The organism is Methylobacterium sp. 1973 (assembly GCF_040545035.1).
GTDB lineage: Bacteria > Pseudomonadota > Alphaproteobacteria > Rhizobiales > Beijerinckiaceae > Methylobacterium > Methylobacterium fujisawaense.
Window position 1 is genome coordinate 279,818 of record NZ_JBEPLA010000004.1, and the last position, 19,115, is coordinate 298,932.

24 protein-coding genes are annotated in these 19,115 nt (G+C 69.9%); 15 read left to right on the top strand and 9 right to left on the bottom strand.

Translation table 11 applies throughout. The features are described from left to right. The first annotated feature begins 21 nt into the window (after window positions 1-21). The 6 genes from ABIC70_RS10825 (at window position 22) to ABIC70_RS10850 (ending at window position 5,335) form a co-directional block, all read left to right on the top strand. Window positions 22-2,025: an acetyl-CoA carboxylase biotin carboxylase subunit gene (locus ABIC70_RS10825; protein ID WP_043380765.1), complete on the top strand. Its 2,004-nt coding sequence runs from the start codon at window positions 22-24 to the stop codon at window positions 2,023-2,025. A gap of 408 nt (window positions 2,026-2,433) precedes the next feature. Beyond that, on the top strand, window positions 2,434-2,865 hold the full coding sequence (locus ABIC70_RS10830) for a gamma-glutamylcyclotransferase family protein (RefSeq protein WP_354439718.1): 432 nt from the start codon (window positions 2,434-2,436) through the stop codon (window positions 2,863-2,865). Between the two features lie 146 nt (window positions 2,866-3,011). Next, window positions 3,012-3,860, top strand: a complete 849-nt coding sequence (locus ABIC70_RS10835; protein ID WP_043357000.1) for a formate/nitrite transporter family protein — start codon at window positions 3,012-3,014, stop codon at window positions 3,858-3,860. A gap of 56 nt (window positions 3,861-3,916) precedes the next feature. After that, window positions 3,917-4,201: an acylphosphatase gene (locus ABIC70_RS10840; protein WP_354439719.1), complete on the top strand. Its 285-nt coding sequence runs from the start codon at window positions 3,917-3,919 to the stop codon at window positions 4,199-4,201. Window positions 4,202-4,280: 79 nt separating this feature from the next. Next, a complete protein-coding gene (locus ABIC70_RS10845; RefSeq protein ID WP_075380370.1) occupies window positions 4,281-5,042 on the top strand; it encodes a DUF599 domain-containing protein in 762 nt (253 codons plus the stop codon). Next, complete coding sequence (locus tag ABIC70_RS10850) at window positions 5,039-5,335, top strand: DUF3253 domain-containing protein (RefSeq protein WP_043356993.1); 297 nt, start codon at window positions 5,039-5,041, stop codon at window positions 5,333-5,335. The genes ABIC70_RS10845 and ABIC70_RS10850 overlap by 4 nt, the downstream gene beginning before the upstream one ends. Here the strand turns inward: ABIC70_RS10850 and ABIC70_RS10855 are convergent. From ABIC70_RS10855 to epmA, 5 genes are all read right to left on the bottom strand, one after another. Further along, window positions 5,284-6,099 (bottom strand): YdcF family protein, encoded by an 816-nt coding sequence (locus ABIC70_RS10855; RefSeq protein ID WP_043356991.1) that lies wholly within the window; start codon window positions 6,097-6,099, stop codon window positions 5,284-5,286. The two genes, ABIC70_RS10850 and ABIC70_RS10855, sit on opposite strands and share 52 nt — an antisense overlap. A gap of 5 nt (window positions 6,100-6,104) precedes the next feature. After that, window positions 6,105-6,755, bottom strand: coding sequence for an RraA family protein (locus ABIC70_RS10860; protein ID WP_043356989.1), 651 nt, complete (start codon window positions 6,753-6,755; stop codon window positions 6,105-6,107). A 90-nt stretch (window positions 6,756-6,845) separates the two neighbouring features. Continuing rightward, window positions 6,846-7,457, bottom strand: a complete 612-nt coding sequence (locus ABIC70_RS10865; RefSeq protein WP_043356988.1) for a glutathione S-transferase family protein — start codon at window positions 7,455-7,457, stop codon at window positions 6,846-6,848. Between the two features lie 16 nt (window positions 7,458-7,473). Beyond that, entirely contained in the window at window positions 7,474-8,517 is a 1,044-nt protein-coding gene (locus tag ABIC70_RS10870; RefSeq protein ID WP_354439720.1) for a lysine-2,3-aminomutase-like protein, read from the bottom strand. Beyond that, complete coding sequence (epmA, locus tag ABIC70_RS10875) at window positions 8,514-9,569, bottom strand: EF-P lysine aminoacylase EpmA (RefSeq protein WP_279898297.1); 1,056 nt, start codon at window positions 9,567-9,569, stop codon at window positions 8,514-8,516. Before epmA ends, ABIC70_RS10870 begins: the two co-directional genes overlap by 4 nt. Before the next feature lie 198 nt (window positions 9,570-9,767). Here epmA and efp point away from each other — a divergent pair, with 198 nt between their 5' ends. Beyond that, window positions 9,768-10,391: an elongation factor P gene (gene efp / locus ABIC70_RS10880; protein WP_197739341.1), complete on the top strand. Its 624-nt coding sequence runs from the start codon at window positions 9,768-9,770 to the stop codon at window positions 10,389-10,391. Between the two features lie 45 nt (window positions 10,392-10,436). Here the strand turns inward: efp and ABIC70_RS10885 are convergent, their stop codons facing one another. Continuing rightward, window positions 10,437-11,444: a heparan-alpha-glucosaminide N-acetyltransferase gene (locus tag ABIC70_RS10885; protein ID WP_354439721.1), complete on the bottom strand. Its 1,008-nt coding sequence runs from the start codon at window positions 11,442-11,444 to the stop codon at window positions 10,437-10,439. Window positions 11,445-11,797: 353 nt separating this feature from the next. On the opposite strand from ABIC70_RS10885, the gene ABIC70_RS10890 reads away from it, so the two are divergent. The 8 genes from ABIC70_RS10890 (at window position 11,798) to ABIC70_RS10925 (ending at window position 17,013) form a co-directional block, all read left to right on the top strand. Further along, on the top strand, window positions 11,798-12,403 hold the full coding sequence (locus ABIC70_RS10890; protein WP_043757891.1) for a cold-shock protein: 606 nt from the start codon (window positions 11,798-11,800) through the stop codon (window positions 12,401-12,403). Between the two features lie 148 nt (window positions 12,404-12,551). Further along, a complete protein-coding gene (locus ABIC70_RS10895) occupies window positions 12,552-13,046 on the top strand; it encodes a DUF192 domain-containing protein (protein ID WP_354439722.1) in 495 nt (164 codons plus the stop codon). Between the two features lie 118 nt (window positions 13,047-13,164). Further along, window positions 13,165-13,569 carry a hypothetical protein gene (locus ABIC70_RS10900; RefSeq protein ID WP_179696748.1) on the top strand — a complete coding sequence of 135 codons (405 nt, stop codon included), beginning with the start codon at window positions 13,165-13,167 and terminating at the stop codon, window positions 13,567-13,569. Between the two features lie 81 nt (window positions 13,570-13,650). After that, complete coding sequence (locus ABIC70_RS10905) at window positions 13,651-14,523, top strand: dienelactone hydrolase family protein (protein WP_354439723.1); 873 nt, start codon at window positions 13,651-13,653, stop codon at window positions 14,521-14,523. 189 nt (window positions 14,524-14,712) lie between these two features. Further along, entirely contained in the window at window positions 14,713-15,168 is a 456-nt protein-coding gene (locus ABIC70_RS10910; RefSeq protein ID WP_043347066.1) for a response regulator, read from the top strand. Window positions 15,169-15,245: 77 nt separating this feature from the next. Further along, the gene (locus ABIC70_RS10915) at window positions 15,246-15,446 is read left to right on the top strand and encodes a hypothetical protein (protein WP_354439724.1); all 201 of its coding nucleotides are present in this window, start codon (window positions 15,246-15,248) and stop codon (window positions 15,444-15,446) included. A gap of 116 nt (window positions 15,447-15,562) precedes the next feature. Further along, complete coding sequence (locus ABIC70_RS10920; protein ID WP_043757883.1) at window positions 15,563-16,738, top strand: alpha/beta hydrolase; 1,176 nt, start codon at window positions 15,563-15,565, stop codon at window positions 16,736-16,738. A gap of 74 nt (window positions 16,739-16,812) precedes the next feature. Further along, window positions 16,813-17,013 carry a hypothetical protein gene (locus ABIC70_RS10925; protein ID WP_043347054.1) on the top strand — a complete coding sequence of 67 codons (201 nt, stop codon included), beginning with the start codon at window positions 16,813-16,815 and terminating at the stop codon, window positions 17,011-17,013. A 3-nt stretch (window positions 17,014-17,016) separates the two neighbouring features. Here the strand turns inward: ABIC70_RS10925 and ABIC70_RS10930 are convergent, their stop codons facing one another. Genes ABIC70_RS10930 through ABIC70_RS10940 form a run of 3 tightly spaced genes read right to left on the bottom strand, consistent with a single transcriptional unit; the run spans window position 17,017 to window position 19,115 of the window. After that, complete coding sequence (locus ABIC70_RS10930) at window positions 17,017-17,973, bottom strand: beta-propeller fold lactonase family protein (RefSeq protein ID WP_179696745.1); 957 nt, start codon at window positions 17,971-17,973, stop codon at window positions 17,017-17,019. After that, a complete protein-coding gene (locus ABIC70_RS10935; protein ID WP_043380734.1) occupies window positions 17,970-18,503 on the bottom strand; it encodes an SRPBCC family protein in 534 nt (177 codons plus the stop codon). The genes ABIC70_RS10930 and ABIC70_RS10935 overlap by 4 nt, the downstream gene beginning before the upstream one ends. 21 nt (window positions 18,504-18,524) lie before the next feature. Next, complete coding sequence (locus ABIC70_RS10940) at window positions 18,525-19,115, bottom strand: DUF447 domain-containing protein (protein ID WP_179696744.1); 591 nt, start codon at window positions 19,113-19,115, stop codon at window positions 18,525-18,527.

Genomic DNA, 19,115 nt, shown 5'->3' on the forward strand with positions numbered 1-19,115 from the left:
CTCGAAAGCAGTGCGCCAGCGATGTTCGAAAAGATCCTGATTGCCAACCGGGGCGAGATCGCCTGTCGCGTGATCAAGACCGCCCGGAGGATGGGCATCAAGACCGTAGCGGTCTACTCGGATGCCGATCGCGACGCCGTGCACGTCGCCATGGCGGACGAGGCGGTCCATATCGGCCCCGCTGCCGCATCCGAATCCTATCTCGTGATCGAGAAGATCGTCGAGGCCTGCAAGAAGACCGGCGCCCAGGCGGTCCATCCCGGCTACGGCTTCCTGTCCGAGCGCGAGGCCTTCCCGAAGGCGCTCGAAGCCGCCGGCATCGTGTTCATCGGCCCCAACCCGGGGGCCATCGCCGCCATGGGCGACAAGATCGAGTCGAAGAAGGCGGCGGCCGCCGCCGAGGTCTCGACCGTTCCGGGCTTCCTCGGCGTGATCGAATCACCCGAGCACGCCAAGACGATCGCCGACGAGATCGGCTACCCGGTGATGATCAAGGCCTCCGCGGGCGGCGGCGGCAAGGGCATGCGCATCGCCTATTCGGGCGACGAGGTGGCGGAGGGCTTCGCCCGCGCCAAGTCGGAGGCGGCCTCCTCCTTCGGCGACGACCGCGTCTTCATCGAGAAGTTCATCACCGACCCGCGCCACATCGAGATCCAGCTGATCGGCGACAAGCACGGCAACGTCGTCTATCTCGGCGAGCGCGAGTGCTCGATCCAGCGCCGTAACCAGAAGGTGATCGAGGAGGCGCCGTCGCCGCTCCTCGACAAGAAGACCCGCCGCAAGATGGGCGAGCAGGCGGTCGCGCTGGCCAAGGCGGTGAACTACGATTCGGCCGGAACGGTCGAGTTCGTCGCCGGGCAGGACAAGTCCTTCTACTTCCTGGAGATGAACACCCGTCTGCAGGTCGAGCATCCGGTCACCGAGATGATCACCGGCCTCGACCTCGTCGAGCTGATGATCCGGGTCGCGGCCGGCGAGAAGCTGCCGATCACCCAGGACGACGTAAAGCTGAACGGCTGGGCGGTGGAGAGCCGCGTCTATGCCGAGGACCCGACCCGCAACTTCCTCCCCTCGATCGGCCGGCTGACCACCTACCGTCCGCCGGAGGAGGGCCGGCAGGGCACGGCGATCGTGCGCAACGATACCGGCGTGGAGGAGGGCGGCGAGATCGCCATCCACTACGATCCGATGATCGCGAAGCTGGTCACCTGGGCGCCGACGCGCGCCGAGGCGATCGCCGCGCAGGGTGAGGCCCTCGACGCCTTCGCCATCGACGGCATCCGCCACAACATCCCGTTCCTCTCGGCGCTGATGGCCCATCCGCGCTGGCAGGAGGGGCGGCTGTCCACAGGCTTCATCGCCGAGGAATTTCCCGAAGGCTTCACGGCGCCGGAGCCGGCCGGGCCGGTGGCCATCCGCATGATGGCCGCCGCGGCGGCGATCGACCACAAGCTCAACCAGCGCAAGCGCGGCATCTCCGGACAGATGCGCGCCCCGGGCCTCTTCGCCTTCGAGCGCGAGCGCGTGGTGATCCTGGCCGGCCAATCCTATCCCGTGACCGTCGAGCCGGAGGGCGAGGACATCCTCGTGACCCGGGACGACGGCACGGCGCTCACGGTGGCGAGCGCGTGGCGCCCGGGCGAGCCGGTCTGGATCGGCACGATCGGCTCCGAGCGCGTGGCGATCCAGGTGCGCAGCCTGCTCAACGGCGTGTTCCTGCAGCATGCAGGCGCGGCCGCCGAGGGCCGGGTCTATACCCGCCGCGAGGCGGAGCTCGCCGCTCTGATGCCGGTGAAGGAGCAGGCGGGCTCGGGCAAGCAGGTGCTCTGCCCGATGCCCGGACTCGTGAAGCAGATCCTGGTCACCGAGGGCCAGGAGGTAAAGAACGGTGAGCCGATCGCGGTCGTCGAGGCGATGAAGATGGAGAACATGCTCCGCGCCGAGCGCGACGCCACGGTGGCGAAGATCCACGCCAAGGAGGGCGACAGCCTCGCCGTCGACGCGGTGATCCTGGAATTCGCCTGATCGCGGCAGGCGCGTCGCATCCGCCGTCGCGACGGCGGTTCACGACGCGCAGACCAAGCTCCTGGCGACGGCGCTGAACAACGTCGCCGGTGCTTCGCGGTGATCGGCTGCGTCACGCCGATCACCGCCATGAGCTTCGGGATCGCCAATGCGCCCGTCCAGCGGCCGGCGATCGCTTTCTTCGCGGCGATCTGGCCTTGCGCGGCGATGGGCTTACATTGGATCGGGAGGCGCGTGCTGCGGCGCATCAGACCATGGGCTCGGGGGAGATCTTCGTGACATTCGTGATCCCCGCCTTCACGCTGGCACTCGCCTGTGCGGCCATGCGGGCGAACGAGTGGTCGGTCCAGCGCGACGAGCGCAAGCCCGGACGGTAATTCGGGCGCTCGGCCGACCAAGCGCGGCCACATGCCCCTCTATTTCGCCTACGGCGCCAACATGGATGCCGCCGCGATGGCGCTCCGCTGCCCGGTTTCGCGGCTGATCGGTGGCGGGCACCTGCCGAATTACCGCTTCATCATCATGCGTGAGGGCTACGCCTCCGTCGTGCCCGATCCCCGACGCACCGTCTGGGGCATCCTGTGGGAGTTGGCTGTCGACGACATCCCGGCGCTCGACCGCTACGAGGGCGTCGCCGGGGGGCTCTACACGAAGGCGGCGCTCCCGGTCCGCACGGGGGAGGGCGTCAAGCGCGCTCTGATCTATCGCGGATGCTCGACCGCGCCTGGCCGCCCGCGGCCCGGATATCTGGACGCCGTCGTCGCGGCGGCGCGCGCGGCGCAGCTGCCGCCGGCCTATCTCCGGGAACTCAGCAGTTGGGCCCGCGGCCTTCCCGCCTGAGCGCCGCGCACTTGGTACGCGACATGCTTGCCCACGATCGAGCTGGAGGGCGAACGGCAGCACCACGCCTGGCCAGCCATCCATGATTGCGCAGCGCGCCCGTCGGCCAACGATGATTGGCGTGCGCCTGCGAGGGAGAGTTGTACATGTCGTATTTGGCGCCCGCCGATTTCGTGAAGAAGGCCGTCGATGCCGGTGAGGCAAAGGTCTTCATGGCGACCAAGGATACCTTCATCCGGGCCTACATGGCCGGCGCGATCCTGGCGCTCGCCGCCGCCTTTGCGGTGACCGTCAACCAGGCGACCGGTCAGCCTCTGGTCGCGGCGCTGCTGTTCCCGGTCGGCTTCTCGATGCTGTACCTGCTCGGCTACGACCTGTTCACCGGCGTCTGCGTGCTGACCCCGCTCGCCCTGATCGACAAGCGGCCGGGCGTCACCGTCGCCGGCGTCGCCCGCAACTGGGTGCTGGTCTTCTTCGGCAACTTCGCGGGCGCGCTCACCACCGCGGTGTTGATGTCGATCGTCTTCACCTTCGGCTTCGCCACCGAGCCGAACGCCGTGGGCAAGCTCATCGCCGGCATCGGCGAGGCGCGCACCCTCGGCTACGAGAAGTACGGCGCCGCCGGGATGCTGACCCTCTTCGTCCGCGCCATGCTGTGCAACTGGATGGTCTCCACCGGCGTCATCGGCGCCATGCTGTCGACCTCGGTGCCCGGCAAGGTCATCGCGATGTGGATGCCCATCACGGTGTTCTTCTTCATGACCTTCGAGCACTCGGTGGTGAACATGTTCCTGTTCCCGTCGGCGATCCTCATGGGCGGCCACCTGACGGTGATGGACTACCTGCTCTGGAACGAGATCCCGACGCTGATCGGAAACATCGTGGGCGGCATCGCCTTCACGGGCCTGATGCTCTACTCCACCCATGTCCGCACCGGTGCGACGCGGAGCCCGGCCCTGGGTGCCGGCGTCCGTCGCCCGATCGCGGCCGAGTAAGGCCATCCCGGCCCGCGTCGCCCGGCGCGGGCCCAGTCAGACGAAGCGGCGCCTGCATGAGCGAGACCCGGACGATTTCAGTCATCGTCGCGGGCCGCGTCCAGGGCGTCTCCTACCGGGCCTGGACGCAGGCGGAAGCCCGCGCCCGGGGCCTCTCGGGTTCCGTGCGCAACCGCGACGACGGCACGGTCGAGGCGGTGTTCAGCGGCCCACCGGAGGCCGTGGCGGCGATGGAGGCCCTGTGCCGGTCGGGTCCCGCCGGTGCGCGCGTGACCGACGTGGCCGTGCGTGCCGGCGGCGACGTGCCGCCCGGCGGCGGTTTCCGGATCCTGCGCGACTGACCTCGGCGGCGCGGGTTCAGTACGCGCCCGCGGGCTGATATGCGGGATCGCCCCCTCGCGAATCCGCCATCCGGAGACCATGAACGACTTCTCCGCCGGCAGCGCCGCCTTCTCGCACCTCGACCTCGGGGCGCTCCTCTACTTCATCGTCGCCTGGGTCGCCTACGGCCTCTCCGTGGGCCGGCTGCGCGGACGGATGGTCTCCCTCAGCCAGATCATGAACGGCCACCGGGCCAACTGGGCGCGCCAGGTCATCGGCCGCGACAACCGGGTGGTCGATACGCAGATCAACGCCTCCCTGCAGAACGGCACGGCCTTCTTCGCCTCGACGTCACTGATCGCCTTGGGCTCCGTCCTCACCCTGTCGCGGTCCGGGGACGATGTCCTGAACCTGTTCGCGACGCTGCCCTTCGGGACGGTGGCCAACCGCCTGACCTGGGAGTTGAAGGTCGCCGGCCTCGCACTGATCTTCGTCTACGCCTTCTTCAAGTTCGCCTGGGCCTACAGGCTGTTCAACTACACGGCCATCCTGCTCGGCGCCGTGCCGCCGAAAGGATCCGGCGCGAGCGACACCGAGATGCTGCGGGCCGTGCGGCGGCTCGCGGCCATGAACGTCAGCGCCGGGCGTCACTTCGCCCGCGGACAGCGGGCGTTCTTCTTCGCGCTCGCCTATCTGGGCTGGTTCATCAGCCCCTACATCCTGTTCGTCTCGACGACCGCCGTGGTGATCATCATGTGGCGCCGCCAATTCGCCTCGGAGATCCGCAAGGCGCTTCTGGAAGCCGGGGAGGGACCGCACGAGGGGCCGCTCCTGTCGCCCGCCGAGGAGGCACGCACATGACCGACGCACGACCCGACGACGACGCCATCGAGACGACGATGCTGCGCCTCGTGACCGAGCGCGGCGCCGACAAGACCGTCTGCCCCTCGGAAGTCGCCCGCGCCCTCGGCGGTCCGCATCCGGATGGCTGGGGGCCACTGATGCAGCCCGTGCGACGGATCGCGGTGCGGCTCGCCCATGCCGGGCGCATCGCGATCCTGCGAAAGGGAAAGGCCGTCGATCCGGACGATTTCCGGGGCGTCTACCGGCTGTCGTTGCCGGGCTCGGGCGCGGGAAGCCAGTCGGGCGTGTAGCCGGACCAGCGGTAGACGGCGAGGCCGATCCACTCCTTGATCGCGAGGTCGAACTGGAGGAGCCCGTCCGAGGCGAAGCCGTGGACACGGGTCACGTCACCCCAGCCGCGGGTCCGGTAATCCACCGGGAAGGCGTCCACCGTGAAGCCCGCTTGGCGGAAGCAGCCGATCGCCCGCGGCATGTGCCAGGCCGAGGTGACGAGCAGCCAGCGCTCGCCGGGCTTCGGCTGCACCAGAGCGGCCGAGAAGGCGGCGTTCTCCTGCGTGTTGCGTGAGCGGTTCTCCAGGATGAGGCGCGTCCGCGGCACGCCGATCACATCCGCCTGCCGACTGACGATGTCGGCCTCCGCGATGCCGCCGGCGATGAAGCCGCTGCCGCCGGAGAAGACCAGCCGCGCCCCGGGAAAGCGGCGGGCGAGGTCGGCGAGGTAGATCGGTCGCTCGCCGGCATCGTTGACGACGATCTGATCCCGCGCTTCCGAGAGGCCGGCCTCGATCCCGCCCCCCAGCACGATGATCCCCGCCGGCGCCGGACCGTCGGCCGGATAGGGCGGGAACCGCTGCTCGAGGGGCAGCAGGACCATTTCCGACACCGGCGACAGGCCGCCTGCGGCGAGCAGCAGCGCGCCGAAGAGCGCGCATCCGAACCCGGTTCTGCGCCACCGCGTCATCGCCGTCAGGCCGAGGCCGACCAGGATGGCGAAGATGCAGAAATTGGAGGGCGTGATCAGGAAGAAGATCAGCTTCGAGGCGGGGAAAAACACGGATCTCAAGCCGGCTTCGTCTCGGACTCGAACCGGGCCAGGGCGGCGGCATCCGGCGGAAGCAGGCTCGCGAGCGTGGCACCCCGCTCCACCTCGCGCTGGATCCAGAGGTCGAGACGCTGCTGCTCCACGGCTTCGAGGGCGACGCGCTCGGCGATCGCGGCCGGCACGGCGACGATTCCGGTGGATTCGCACACGAGAATGTCGCCCGGATGGATCGCCGCCCCTCCGCAGGCCACCCGCTCCTGCGTGCCGACCAGGGCGAGAGTGCCCCCGGCGGCTGCCGGACGGCTCCAGGCCGGTATGCCGATCTCGTCCGGCAGGGCCGCGTCGGTCACGAGGCCGACGGCGCCCCGCTGGGCGAGCCGCGCGGCCAATATCGCCCCGAACGGCAGGGCGAGGCCGGACGCGGCGGCATCGATCACCACGACCGCGCCGTCCGGCACGGCGTCGATGGCGGCGGCGAGGTCGCCGGCGGCATCGTCACGGGCGGGAATCATCCGCATTGTGTAGGCGGGGCCGACGACGGCGCCGCTCCCGCGCGCCGAGAGGCCGTGCGGGGTGAAGGCCTTCACGCCGGCCCGCGTCAAGGCGCGGGCGAGGCTCGCCGGGGTGACGGCGGAGAGCGCATCGCGCAGGGTCGGATCGATGGCCATCGGGGGCTCCGTGAAAGGCCGGCCCCGGTCCGGGCGGCGCGGTCGGGAAAGGTGGATCGCGCCGGCGCGCCGGCAAGTCCGAGGATGCCGTCAGGCGATGGGCTCGCCCAGGGCGCGGGCGGCGCCGGGCCGGGCGGCCACGCGCTCGTACCAGCGGTGCAGCGCCGGGCGCTCGATCCGCTCGGCCGGCAGGTTCAGCCAGCGATGCGCCGCGCAGCCGAGGGCGATGTCGGCGATGCTGAAGCCCTCGCCGACCATGTAGGTCCGCTCCGCGAGATGGTGGTCGAGGATCGCGGCCATGGCCTCGCTCTTCTCCAGCGAGGCGGCGATCAGGGCACGGTCGGGCGCGGCCGCCCGGTAGAGTTGCCAGAACGCGTCGCGCATGGCGGGCGTGAAGCTCGTGGCCTGCCAATCGACCCATTGCTCCACGTGGGCGCGCGCCCGCGGATCCGCCGGCAAGGCCAGGGCCGGACTGGTCGCCGCGAGGTAGCGCAGGATCGCGTTGGATTCCCAGAGGACAAAGCCGTCCTCCTCCAGCGTCGGGACAAGACCGTTCGGGTTCAAGGTGCGATAGCCGGGATCGTTGACGACCCCGTGGGCACCGCCGGCCGCGACCCGCTCGTAGGGCAGGCCGGCCTCGTCGAGCCCCCATACGGCCTTCTGCACGTTCACCGAGGTGAGGCGGCCCCAAAGCCTGCGCATGGTCGAAGAGTCTCCGTCACACCTTGGGCGGGTAGGCATGATCCTGCCCGTTCGGATCGGTCACGCGGACCCCGTCCCCCGTCTCGCGGAGGTAGCCGGGGCCGATCGGCACCTTGCCGTGCCCGCCGGGAATGTCGAGCACGTAGGTCGGCTGGGCGAGGCCCGAGAGGCGGCCGCGCAGGGCGCGCATCAGCTCCTGCCCCTCGGGCACACCCGTGCGGAGATGGCCCGTTCCGGGGGCCAGATCGCCATGATGGAGGTAGTAGGGCTTGATCCGATTCTCGACGAGAACTCGCATCAGCGCCTCGAGGGTCGCGGCCTCGTCGTTGACTCCGCGCAGGAGCACCGACTGGCTCACCAGGGGGATGCCCGCATCGACCAACCGGGCGCAGGCGGCGCTGGCGGCGGCGGTGAATTCCCGCGGATGGTTGGCGTGGATGGCGACGAAGACCGCCCGCCCGAAGCGCTTGAGCGCCTGGACGAGCGCGTCGGAGACGAGATCGGGCTTCACCACTGGCACGCGGGTATGGACCCGCATCACCCGGACATGCGGGATGGCGGCGAGGCGCTCCGCGATGACGCCGAGGCGGCGCGGCGAGAGCGCGAACGGGTCGCCGCCGGTGAGCACCACCTCCCAGATCCGCGGATCCTGCGCGATGTAGGCGAGGGCGGTGTCGAGCTCGGCGTCGGTGAGCGTCCCGAGCCCATCGGGTCCGACCATCTCCCGGCGGAAGCAGAAGCGGCAATAGACCGGGCAGACATGGAGCGGCTTCAGCAGCACGCGGTCGGGATAGCGATGCACGATCCCGGTCACGGGGGCGTGGGCGGCGTCGCCGATCGGGTCGGCGCGCTCCTCCGGCGTCGCCACGGCCTCCTCGGCCCGGGGGACGAACTGGCGGCCGATCGGATCGTCGGGATCCTGCGGGTCGATCAGTTCGGCCATGTCGGGCGTCACCGAGACGGCGTAGCGTGCGAGGACGGCGCCGAGGGCCTCGGCCTCCGCCCCGGAGATCAGGCCGGCGGAGAAAAGGTCGTCCGCGCTGCGCAGGGCCCGGTTCATGGCCGCGTCTCCGCCACGGGTGTCCAGATCACGTCCTCGATCCGGGTTGCCCCGCAGGCCAGCATCGCCAAGCGGTCGAAGCCCAGGGCGATCCCGGACGCCTCCGGCATGACGGCGAGCGCCGCGAGGAAGTCGTCGTCGATCGGGTAGCGCTCGCCGTAGACGCGCTGCTTCTCGGCCATCTCCGCCTCGAACCGGCGGCGCTGCTCCTCCGGGTCGGTCAGCTCGCCGAAGGCGTTGGCGAGTTCGACGCCGCAGGCGTAGAGCTCGAAGCGCTCGGCCACGCGCGGATCGTGCGGCGCCGGACGGGCGAGGGCGGCCTCGCTGATGGGGTATTCGCACAGGATGGTCGGGCGGCCGAGGCCGAGATGCGGCTCGATCCGCGCGACGAGGACGCGGGAGAACAGGTCGGCCCAGGTGTCGTCCGGGACGACCCGGAGCCCGGCCCCGGCGACGGCGGCGGCCAGGGCATCCCGATCGGTCGCACCGCTCGGCGTGACGCTGGCCAGGAGGTCGATCCCGGCGAAGCGGTCGAAGGCCTCCGCCAGGGTCAGGCGCTCCGGTTCCGCGAAGGGATCCGTCTCCCGGCCGCGGAAGACGAGACGGCGGGCGCCCGCGGTCTCGGCCGCGCAGGCGAGCAGCGCGGCGCAATCCGCCATCAGCGCCGTGTACGAGGCGCCGGCCCGATACCATTCGAGCATGGTGAACTCGGGATGGTGCAGGGGCCCGCGCTCGCGGTTGCGGAACACGCGGGCGACGCTGAACAGCCGCGTCTCGCCCGCGGCCAGAAGCTTCTTGCAGGCGAATTCCGGTGAGGTGTGGAGGTAGAGGGGCGTGCGGGCACCGCTGGCGCCGATCGCCTCCGTGGCGAAGGCCGACAGATGCGCTTCGTTGCCGGGCGAGACCTGGAGGCAGGCGGCCTCGGCCTCGATGAAGTCGCGGTCGGAGAACCATGCGCGGAACGCCGCGAGGATGCGGTTGCGCAGGAGCAGCGCCGGGCGCCGGTCGGCGTGGCGGCCGGCTGACCACCAGGGGGAGGCCGCGCCCGTCACGACCGGCCTCCGCGTCCGCTACGGAGCGAGTCCGGCCGGCTCCGACCGTACGGCGTCGCGTTCTGGAGCACTCTCAATCCTCGGCCCTGACTGGCTCCGGACCGCGGAGACGCGCCGCGGCCGAGGCTGTGTGCCATCGACGGTTCACGCCCGCCCGCTGGCAACCGCGGCGCAGATGCGATAGTGGCGGGGTCCGAGATGCAGCGCCCGCGCTTGGCGCGTGCCGGCCCCCATGTCAATGCAGGACGCAATTCCGTGAAGGTGATCGCCTCAACGCTCCGTAAGGGCAATGTCGTCGAGAAGGATGGCAAGCTCTACGTGATCCTGTTCGCCGAGAACATTCACCCCGGCAAGGGCACGCCGGTGACCCAGCTCGACATGCGCCGGATCACGGACGGCGTAAAGGTGTCCGAGCGCTACCGGACGACCGAGCAGGTCGAGCGCGCCTTCGTGGAGGATCGCGAGCACACCTTCCTTTACAGCGATGGAGAGGGGTTCCACTTCATGAACCCCGAGAATTACGAGCAGATCGCCGTGCCGGAGGACGTGGTGGGCGATGCCGCCCCGTACCTCCAGGAGGGCATGGCGGTGATGCTCTCGGTCCATAACGGCGTCCCGCTGACGATCGAGCTGCCGCAGCGCGTGACCCTTGAAGTCGCCGAGACCGAGCCGGTCCTCAAGGGCCAGACCGCCTCCTCGTCCTACAAGCCCGCGACCCTGTCGAACGGCGTGCGCACGACCGTGCCGCCCCATATCGCGGCCGGAACCCGCGTCGTCGTCATGACGGCCGACGGTTCCTACGTCGAGCGCGCCAAGGACTGATCCGGTCCTCGCCGGTCGCCGGGCCCGGGCGGTTCGGCGCCGGGCTCAAGGCGCGGCCCGCGCGGCCGCGTCCAGGGTGGCGTAGCAGGCCTGCGAGAGCCCCTGCGCGCGCAGGCGCTCCGTCCCGCTGAAGGGGCGCCCATCCTCCCGGAACAGATCCTCGCGGAGCAGCGCCTCCGACGTGCAGCGCGCGGCGATGCGGCAGAGCGCCGGCTCGCCGCCCGTGCGGGTGCAGATCGTCACGTAATCGGCGCGGAACGCCCGCAGCCCGGCGCGTGGATTGGCGCCGATCACCGTGACGACACCGGTCAGCAGGGCCAGCAGGACGGGCTGGTGGATGAGGTAGATCGCGAGGCTGTGGCGGCCCGCGAAGGTGGCGGCGCGCCCCAGGCGCGTGCGTGGAGCCCAGGCCCCGAGGCGCGAACGGGCAAGCTTCGGCAGCGCCAGACGACCCAGGACGATCCCGGCCAGAACCAGCCCGAACCAGGGGAAGAGCGGCACGTAATCGTTCGTCCGTGGCACGACCGAGCCCAGGCCGAGAAAGGACAGGGCCGCGGCGTCGAAGATGGGCGCGTGCACGACATGCGGTGCGGCGAGGAAAGCGGCGGCCGCAACGGCCGTGACGGGCACCGGCAGGTACAGGAACGGCAGCCCGAGCAGGCTCGAGACGGCGATGCAGTGGAGCACGCCGAAGAACACGAAGGCGTCCGGGAACATGACCCAGGTGCCGAGGGTCACGAGCAGCGCCGCCCCGCCGATCCGCGCGAACCGCAGCAGGGTCGGCCGGACCCGGACGCCCCGGCCGTTCATCAGCACGAGCCCGACGCCGACCAGAAGCACGAAGCTTCCGGCGATCGCCTCGGCGGCGTGCCGGCCCAATGGGGTCAGCGCGTAATTCTCCGCCGTCAGCCGCAGGTGGCCGAGATCCCAGACCGTGTGGTAGCTCGCCATCGCCGCCAGGGCTGCGGCCCGGGCGGCGTCGATGACCGGCCATCGGCGCTGCGCAGCCGGTGATGCGGAGACGGGGCGGTCGAGGGTGACGTCAACGGACATGATGGTGCTCCCAAACCATGTCGGCGCCGCCCTTTCCACCGGAACCGGCTCGGGGCGCCTCGGCCCACCGTGACGCAGGCGCGAAGGCTCTCGGAAACGTGAAGGCGGTGGGCGCGCGAATGTGCGGCGACGGTCCGCAGCGGGGGATCGGAAAAACCCTTCGGCGGCCCCGGCGCTTAAACCCCGGTTTCCCCGGTAGCTGCGACCGATCGACTGTTGCGGCCCCGCCTCCGTGCGCCAAGATTGCAACTTCGCGGGGCTCATCAGGCGGCCAAATGGGCTTCCCGGCCATCAGGACTTCGTTAATCTTGTCGGGAGAGCGCGCGGCGTGATTCGGTGTAGGTTGCTCGGCCATGTCTGACGAACGCGGATCCGGGCCGGAGAACCCCGAACGGTTGCCGGTCGCCCGAACCGGCGAACAGGGTCAGTACGAGGACGAGGCTCTCGATCTCGTCGAGGTGGCGGGGCGCATCAAGTGGTTCGACGTCTCGAAGGGCTTCGGCTTCATCGTGCCCGACGACGGCGCGCCGGACATCCTGCTGCACGTGACCTGTCTGCGTCGCGACGGGTATCAGGCCGCGAGCGAGGGCGCACGCATCGTCGTGGAAGCCGTCGAGCGCCCACGGGGCTGGCAGGCGTTCCGGGTGATCTCCCTCGATCAGGCCACGGCGGTGCATCCGTCCGAGATGCCCATGCCGCGCACCCACGTTACCGTGACGCCGACCAGCGGATTGGAAACGGCCGTCGTGAAGTGGTTCAACCGCCTGCGCGGGTTCGGCTTCCTCACGCGGGGCGACGGAACGCCTGACATCTTCGTGCACATGGAGACGTTGCGGCGCTACGGGATCGCCGAGCTGAAGCCCGGGGAGTCCGTTCTCGTCCGCTATGGCGACGGCTCGAAGGGCGTCATGGCGGCCGAGGTCCGGCTGATCGACGGGGCGATGCCCGCCTCGCATTAGTTTGCGCCCTGCCGGCAGCGCGCAGCCTGCGCCATAGGCCTGGCGAATCGGCGGAAATCCAGCGCCGGATTCCCCTGTCGCACATCCTGGTCTAACACCGGCGCCGGGCGCGCGGGCCCGCGCGCCATTCCTCGAGAGGCTTGAGCCTGTGAGATCCATATTCCGCGCCGCCTCGGCGGCCGCACTAGCCTGTCTCGCCGTGAGCGCGGTCGGCCCGACCCCGGCGGCCCGGGCACAGGCTGCGGCGCGCGCCGCTGCGGTCAAGTCGGAGCCGCTGACGATCATCACGAAATCCGGGCCCAAGCGCTTCGACGTCGAGGTGATGCGCGACGACGCCGCCCGCGCCCGGGGCCTGATGTTCCGTCGGCACATGGCGGGGGATCACGGCATGCTGTTCGATTTCGAGCAGGACCAGCCCGTCACCATGTGGATGAAGAACACCTATCTGCCTCTCGACATGGTCTTCATCCGCGCCGACGGGACGATCAGCCGGATCGCGGCCGATACCGAGCCGCTCTCCACCGCGATCATCGCTTCGGGCGGCCCCGTCCTCGCGGTCCTGGAACTGAATGCGGGAACCGCGGCGAAGCTCGGAATCGCGCCGGGCGACCGGATCGAGCACGCCATTTTCAAGGCCCGCTGACGTCCATCCCGGCCCGCGAACGCACCGGGAACAAGTGCCTTGACCGCCGCCGAATTCCGCGCCAGTGTTCCGGCAATGTTCCGGTGCGCCGGAAGGCAGGTTCAGGGCGGAGGACCCGATGGGCAACGCAGCCGCGGCCGAACTGTTCGGCAATGACGACTGGTCGGTCCAGACGGACGGGATCGAGCACCGGGAGACCGGCTATTTCATCGCACGCGGCGCCCTGGCCATGCGCCGGGCCGAGGGCTTGTGGGACTGGCCGCTGCAGATGGCCGAGAAGCGCTGGTGCCGGCCGAGCCTGTTCCGGGAAGCCTTCCTGGCGGCCCTCGACCGCTTCGGTATTGCGCGCGACGCCGAGCTGATCCGGTCCTTCGCGCTGGGCTACGGCATCCGCGCGGTGGTCGCACCGGCGGCCGAGACCTTCGTCAGCCTGGGTGAGATGCTGACGCCGCGCGAGACGCCCGAACCGGTCCGGGTGACCGTGCGCCGGCCGGCGCGGGCCCTGGCTGCCGCAGGGGCGTGACGGTCCGGCGGCGGGCGGAAGATTTGACCCGGGCCGCCGCACGCGGATAGCCCTCATCCTTGAAGCAAGGGAGAGAGCATCATGGCGGATCACGACCGGGCTGGACTCGACGGGCTGATCACGCAACCCTTCTCCCGGCGAGGCTTCGTGATGACGAGCCTGATGAGTGGCTTGACCCTCGCGACCACCCGCGTGGAGGCTCAGGTGATCCACACGGACCCGACCGGCATCGAGGCCGGCGAGGTCAAGATCCCGGCCGCAGACGGGCCGATGCCGGCCTATCGGGCGGTTCCGGAGGGCACCGGCCCCTTCCCGATCGTTCTGGTGATCGAGGAGATCTTCGGCGTCCACGATTATATCAAGGACATCTGCCGCCGGCTCGCGAAGGCCGGCTACTGCGCGGTGGCGCCCGAACTCTACGCCCGCCAGGGCGATCTCTCGACCATGTCGGATCCCAAGCAGATCATCCGGGACGTCATCGCGAAGACGCCGGACGCGCAGTGGATCGGCGACCTCGATGCGGCGGCCGCCTGGGCGGCTTCGGCGGCGAAGGGTGATGCGAACCGGCTCGGCGTCATGGGCTGGTGCCGGGGTGGACGTGACGTGTGGCTGTACGCGGCGCATCGTCGCGACCTGAAGGCGGCGGTCGCTTGGTACGGGCCTGTCGGCGGCGAACGCACCGACATTCAGCCGCGCACCGCCGGCGACGTGGCCGCCGAGATCCATGCTCCGCTGCTCGGCCTGTATGGAGGAGCCGATACCGGTATCCCGGTAAAGGCCGTGGAAGAGGCGCGTGATCGTGCTCTGGCGGCGGGCAAGAGCGTCGAGATCGTGATCTATCCGGATGCGCCGCACGGCTTCCATGCGGATTACCGTCCGAGCTACCGGCGTGAGGCTGCCGAGGATGGCTGGACACGCGCTCTGGCTTTCCTGAAGTCACACGGTGTCGGCTGAAAAGACGTCATCGACGGTCGAGCGAACGCGTTCTGCGTTGGCTGTGTTGCCCAAGACACGGCCTCAATTTCTCAATTGTGCAAGGATCAAAGGAGGATCTGTGCCCGCGCGGGTGTGGCCCTTCGCGGCGTTCGGGCGTTGAACCGATCGAAGCGACCGCCGTTCAGCCCCTGTAGAGTGTCCTGGCCCATGAGCGAATCGGTACAGCCTGGCCAGAAGCCCGTGATCCTCGTCGTGGAAGACCAGCCCGACGAGCGCTTCCTCGCGGCCACGCTGCTGGAGGATACGGGCTTCACGGTCATCGAAGCCGAGACCGCCGATCGCGCCCTGGCCATTCTCAATGATCGCGCGGACGAGGTCAGCGTGGTGTTCTCGGACGTCCGGACTCCCGGGCCGATCGGCGGTTTCGAACTGGCGCGGATCATCGGCGTGACCTGGCCGCGCGTGCGGGTCCTCCTAACCTCCGGCGATGCCGGCGACCAGCCGAGCGACCTGCGCGTCTCGGCGACATTCATCCCGAAGCCCTGGCGCGCCGAAGACATCCTCGCCTGGGTGGAGCAGGCCGCCGGCCGGCCGTCCACCGAGCCCGGACCGTCCGTTATCGGACCGGGCGGCAAAATAATCCCCACCGGCCTGGAAACCTGAGGCGGCCACACAGTTGTACGCCACTCCGGAGCAGCAGCCCCCGGACGTGCGCAGTACACTTGACCCGCGGCACCGCCATGAAGATCGTTGCAATCAACCACGCCGATTCCCTGCGCCGGCCCGGCGCCCGGGATACGGTCGAGTCCGTCCTTCTCGATACGGTCCGCGAGGGGCTGCTCAGCGTCTACGGCGCAGCGGAATACGACATTCCGGCGGAGATGGCAGCGATCGTGCGGCGGCTCGACCGTCCGGATATGACGCGGTGCATGCTGTCCTGAGGCTCGACCGCCGAAGCTTGGCGGAAGACTGAGGCGATGAGTCGCCAAGGCGAGAGAATCTGCTATTCAGCGCATTCTGACCTGCCGACGCCAAGCGTCTCTCAGTCGAGTCCCTGATGCGTCTCACAGTTCTTCGCGGATCGCTGACTGCCGCCGCGATCATGACCCTGGCCGGCCTCGTATCCGTCCAGGCGGCGACGCCGCCCGCCCAGCCTGCCGATGGGGCGGGGGGTGCGGGTGACCGCAAGGCCACGATCACCAAGCGGCTGCTCGGGCGCGGCACGGCCTCCACCTATGCGTTCTACGCAGCGGGCGCTGCGCCGGAGGCGGGACGGCCCGTCGCCATCGTCCTGCACGGGTGGGGGGCGGTCAATCCGCAGAGCTATGGCGGCTGGATCGACCATCTCGCCCGCCAGGGCTGGCTCGTCCTGTTCCCCCGGTTCCAGGAGGTCAACCGGACGCGACCGGCCGATGCCCCGGCCATCGCGGAAGGCTTGGTCAAGGCCGCGCTCGCGGAACTTGCGACGGAGAGCGAGGCCAAGCCCGATCTTGGCCGCGTCGCGATGATCGGCCATCTCGCCGGCGCGCCGCTCGCCATGGATCTCGCAGCGGCCGCAAAGGCGCAGGGCCTGCCGGTTCCGAAGCTGATCTTTGCGGCGACGCCCGGCGGTATCGCCAGCGGGCCGAAATCCAGAGGTATCGCGCTGACCGACCTGGCGGCGATCGACCCATCCACGCTCCTCGTGGCCATGGTCGGCGACAAGGACACGCGGGCTGCCGACCTCGCGGCGAAGCGTCTCCTGCGCGAGGCCAGCGGCGTGCCGCTGGACCGCAAGTTGTTCGTGCGGGTCCTTTCGGACGATCATGGCTTCCCGGCCCTTACGGCGACGCTGGCCGCCCCTGCGGGCGTCGACAGCGCCTATGACGGGGGCAACATCAAGCCCGCGCCGGAGCCCAAGGATGCGCCGAAGGAGTCGACCAAGCCGCCGCCGTTCCGCTGGTCCGCCGACATGGCCTTGACCGGCGAGCAGCAGACGCTGGTCTCGCAGATCAATCTCGCCCGGGTCGATGCCCTGGACTATCTCGGTTTCTGGAAGACCTTCGACCTCGCCGCCGCCGCGGCCTTCGCCGGGTCGGATGCGACGGCGCTGAAGAACAATCCACGCCTGGCCGACATGGAGCGCTGGAGCGACGGTTGGCCGGTGAAGCGGCTCGCCGTCGAGACGCCCCGGCCCACGCCGGCCGCGCAGGCGGGGACGCCGGCATCCGCGCCCGCAGGCCGCAAGCGCTGAGATCGGCGGTTCCGGCAGCTTGGCCCTGGCGCGGGGCTTGCTAATCTCCTCCCGTTCGACACGGGAGCGCGATCATGCCCGAGTTCGTCGCCAGCCTGCTGGCCGCTGCAGCCTTCTGCCTGACATTGCTCGCGCTGAACGCGCTGACGCGGCTGCTGATCCAGGCGCATTTCGCGCCCTCGGATCTCGGCGAGACCGGCCTCCTGCAAATCGGCGGCGCGCTGGTGATGGCCCGGGCGGCCTACCGCCGGGCGCCGCACCGCCGCACGGGCTGAGCCTCAGCGCAGAAAGGCGCCGAACGAGCGCGGGCCGTTGCCGGTGGGGATGGTCGCCAGCACCTTGAGCGTCTTGGAATCGAGGACGCTCAGGGTGTTGTCGCCCCAATTGGCCACGTAGAGGCGGCCGTCCGAATCCGCGGCGATCCCTTCCGGATGATCGCCGACATCGACGTCGGCGATCGGCTTCAGCGTGGCGAGGTCGAACGCCGTGACGCTGCCGGCATATTGGTCGGTGACGAAGCCGCGCCCGCCGGCGAGGGCGATCACGTAAGGCCGGCGGCCGGTCGGCACGCGGCCGATCTCGCGCCCGGTCTTCAGGTCCAGAACCGAGACGTCGTCCCCGGTGACATTGGCCGTGTAGGCGCGCCCGGCCGCGGCATCGAGGGTGATGCCGAACGGATGCTGCCCCACGGGAATGACGGAGCTCTCCCGTCGGGTCGCTGTATCCACGACGGAGACCGTGTCGGCCTCGCGGTTGGCGACATAGAGCGTTCCGCCATCGGGGCTGACGGCGATTCCCGAGGGCGAGGCGCCGACCGCGATCTCGCCGTCCGGGACCAGCGTACCGTCGCGCTCGGTCAGCACGAACAGACGGTGCCCGTACCAGTCGGCCACGTAGACGGTGCCGCCCCGCGGGTCGGCCGCGACGCCGAGCGGCCCGCCGGGCAGCGGCACCTCGGCGAGGACGCGGCCGGCATCGAGATCGAGGATCGCGAGACCGTGCCCCTCCGGACGCGTGACGTAGGCGCGCCGGCGATCGGGCGACAGGGCGATCCCGGCCGGGGCCCCGTCGACGGGGATGCGGCGCACCACCGTCCGGGTGGCCAGATCGACGATCTCGATCGCGCCGCCGAGCTGCGCGGTGACGATGGCCTCCCGGGCCGGTTCGGCTCGGGAGGCGGTTGCGATGAGAACGAGGCCGGCGACGAGGGCCGCGCGGCCCCGAGACAGGCTCACGAGCCCTTCTCGACCTTGGCCTTCAGGTTGGCGAGGCTCGCCTTGATCCAGTCGCCGACGCCCTTCTCGGAAGCCTCGTCGTTCAGATCCGGCGGCGGATCGTTGTTCATGTAGCCGCGATAGAAGGCCGCCTTCCACTCGACCTTCGACTTGGCGTTGCCCTCGGGCTCGACCGTGATCGTCGCCGAGTAGTCGTTCGCCGGAAGATCCTTCACGTCGACCTTGTCGATGTAATAGGAGAACAGCTTGTCATCGGGCTTGTACTTGTTGCTGGTCTCCTGGATCTGATCGCCGTTCTTCAGGGTCAGGACACGCTTGAACTTGCCGGCCGGATCGCCGTTGAGCTCCGTCTTGGTGACGTTCTGCATCCAGTCGGAATTCTTCATATCGCCGAGCACGGCCCAGACCTTGTCGGCGGGGGCGTTGATCTCGATCGACTCGGTGATCTTGCGCCGGGTTGGGCCGTGGGCCTGCGCGGTAGCCGCCACTAGGGCTGCCGTGGCCGCCAGGGCCAGGGTGATTTTCTTCATCTTGTCCTTCTCCTCCCGCCCTCAGCGGTCGTCGCGATCGAGAACGCGCGCCTCGGGGCCGAACGCCGCCGCGACCTTGTCCTCGATCCAACCCCAGGCCTCGCGCTCGCGCGGCCCAGCGGTCTTGCCGATGGCGATGGCGAGGTAGGCCATCTCCGTCAACACCTTATCGGGCTCCAGCATGTGGAGCCGGGTCGAAAGAATGGCGCCTTCGAGGACGGCGGCCTGGGCGCGGTTATAGCCGATGAACGGCTGATGCGCGGCGCTGTGGACCATGCGGCCGCGGAAGCGCGGCCGCGTCTCGTGGGCCTCGACGGCGGCGACGGCGAACTCCGCGTGGCCGAAACTGTCGGCGAGGCGGCGGCCCTCGATCGCCGTGCAGGGCAGCGTCGGCCATTCGCGTCGGCCGGTCACCGCGCCGGCGATCACCCGGATGTCGCGGGGGCTCGAGGCCGCGAAGCAGGGGTTGGCCTCCAGATTGGCGATGGTCGGCGACGGCCGGAACGGCGCGAGGACGTAGCCGTCATCCTCGCCGATCAGTCCGAACGGAACGAGGTGCAGTTCGCCCGCCGGGGACAGGGTCGTGACGATGGTCTCGAGGATCAGCGGCAT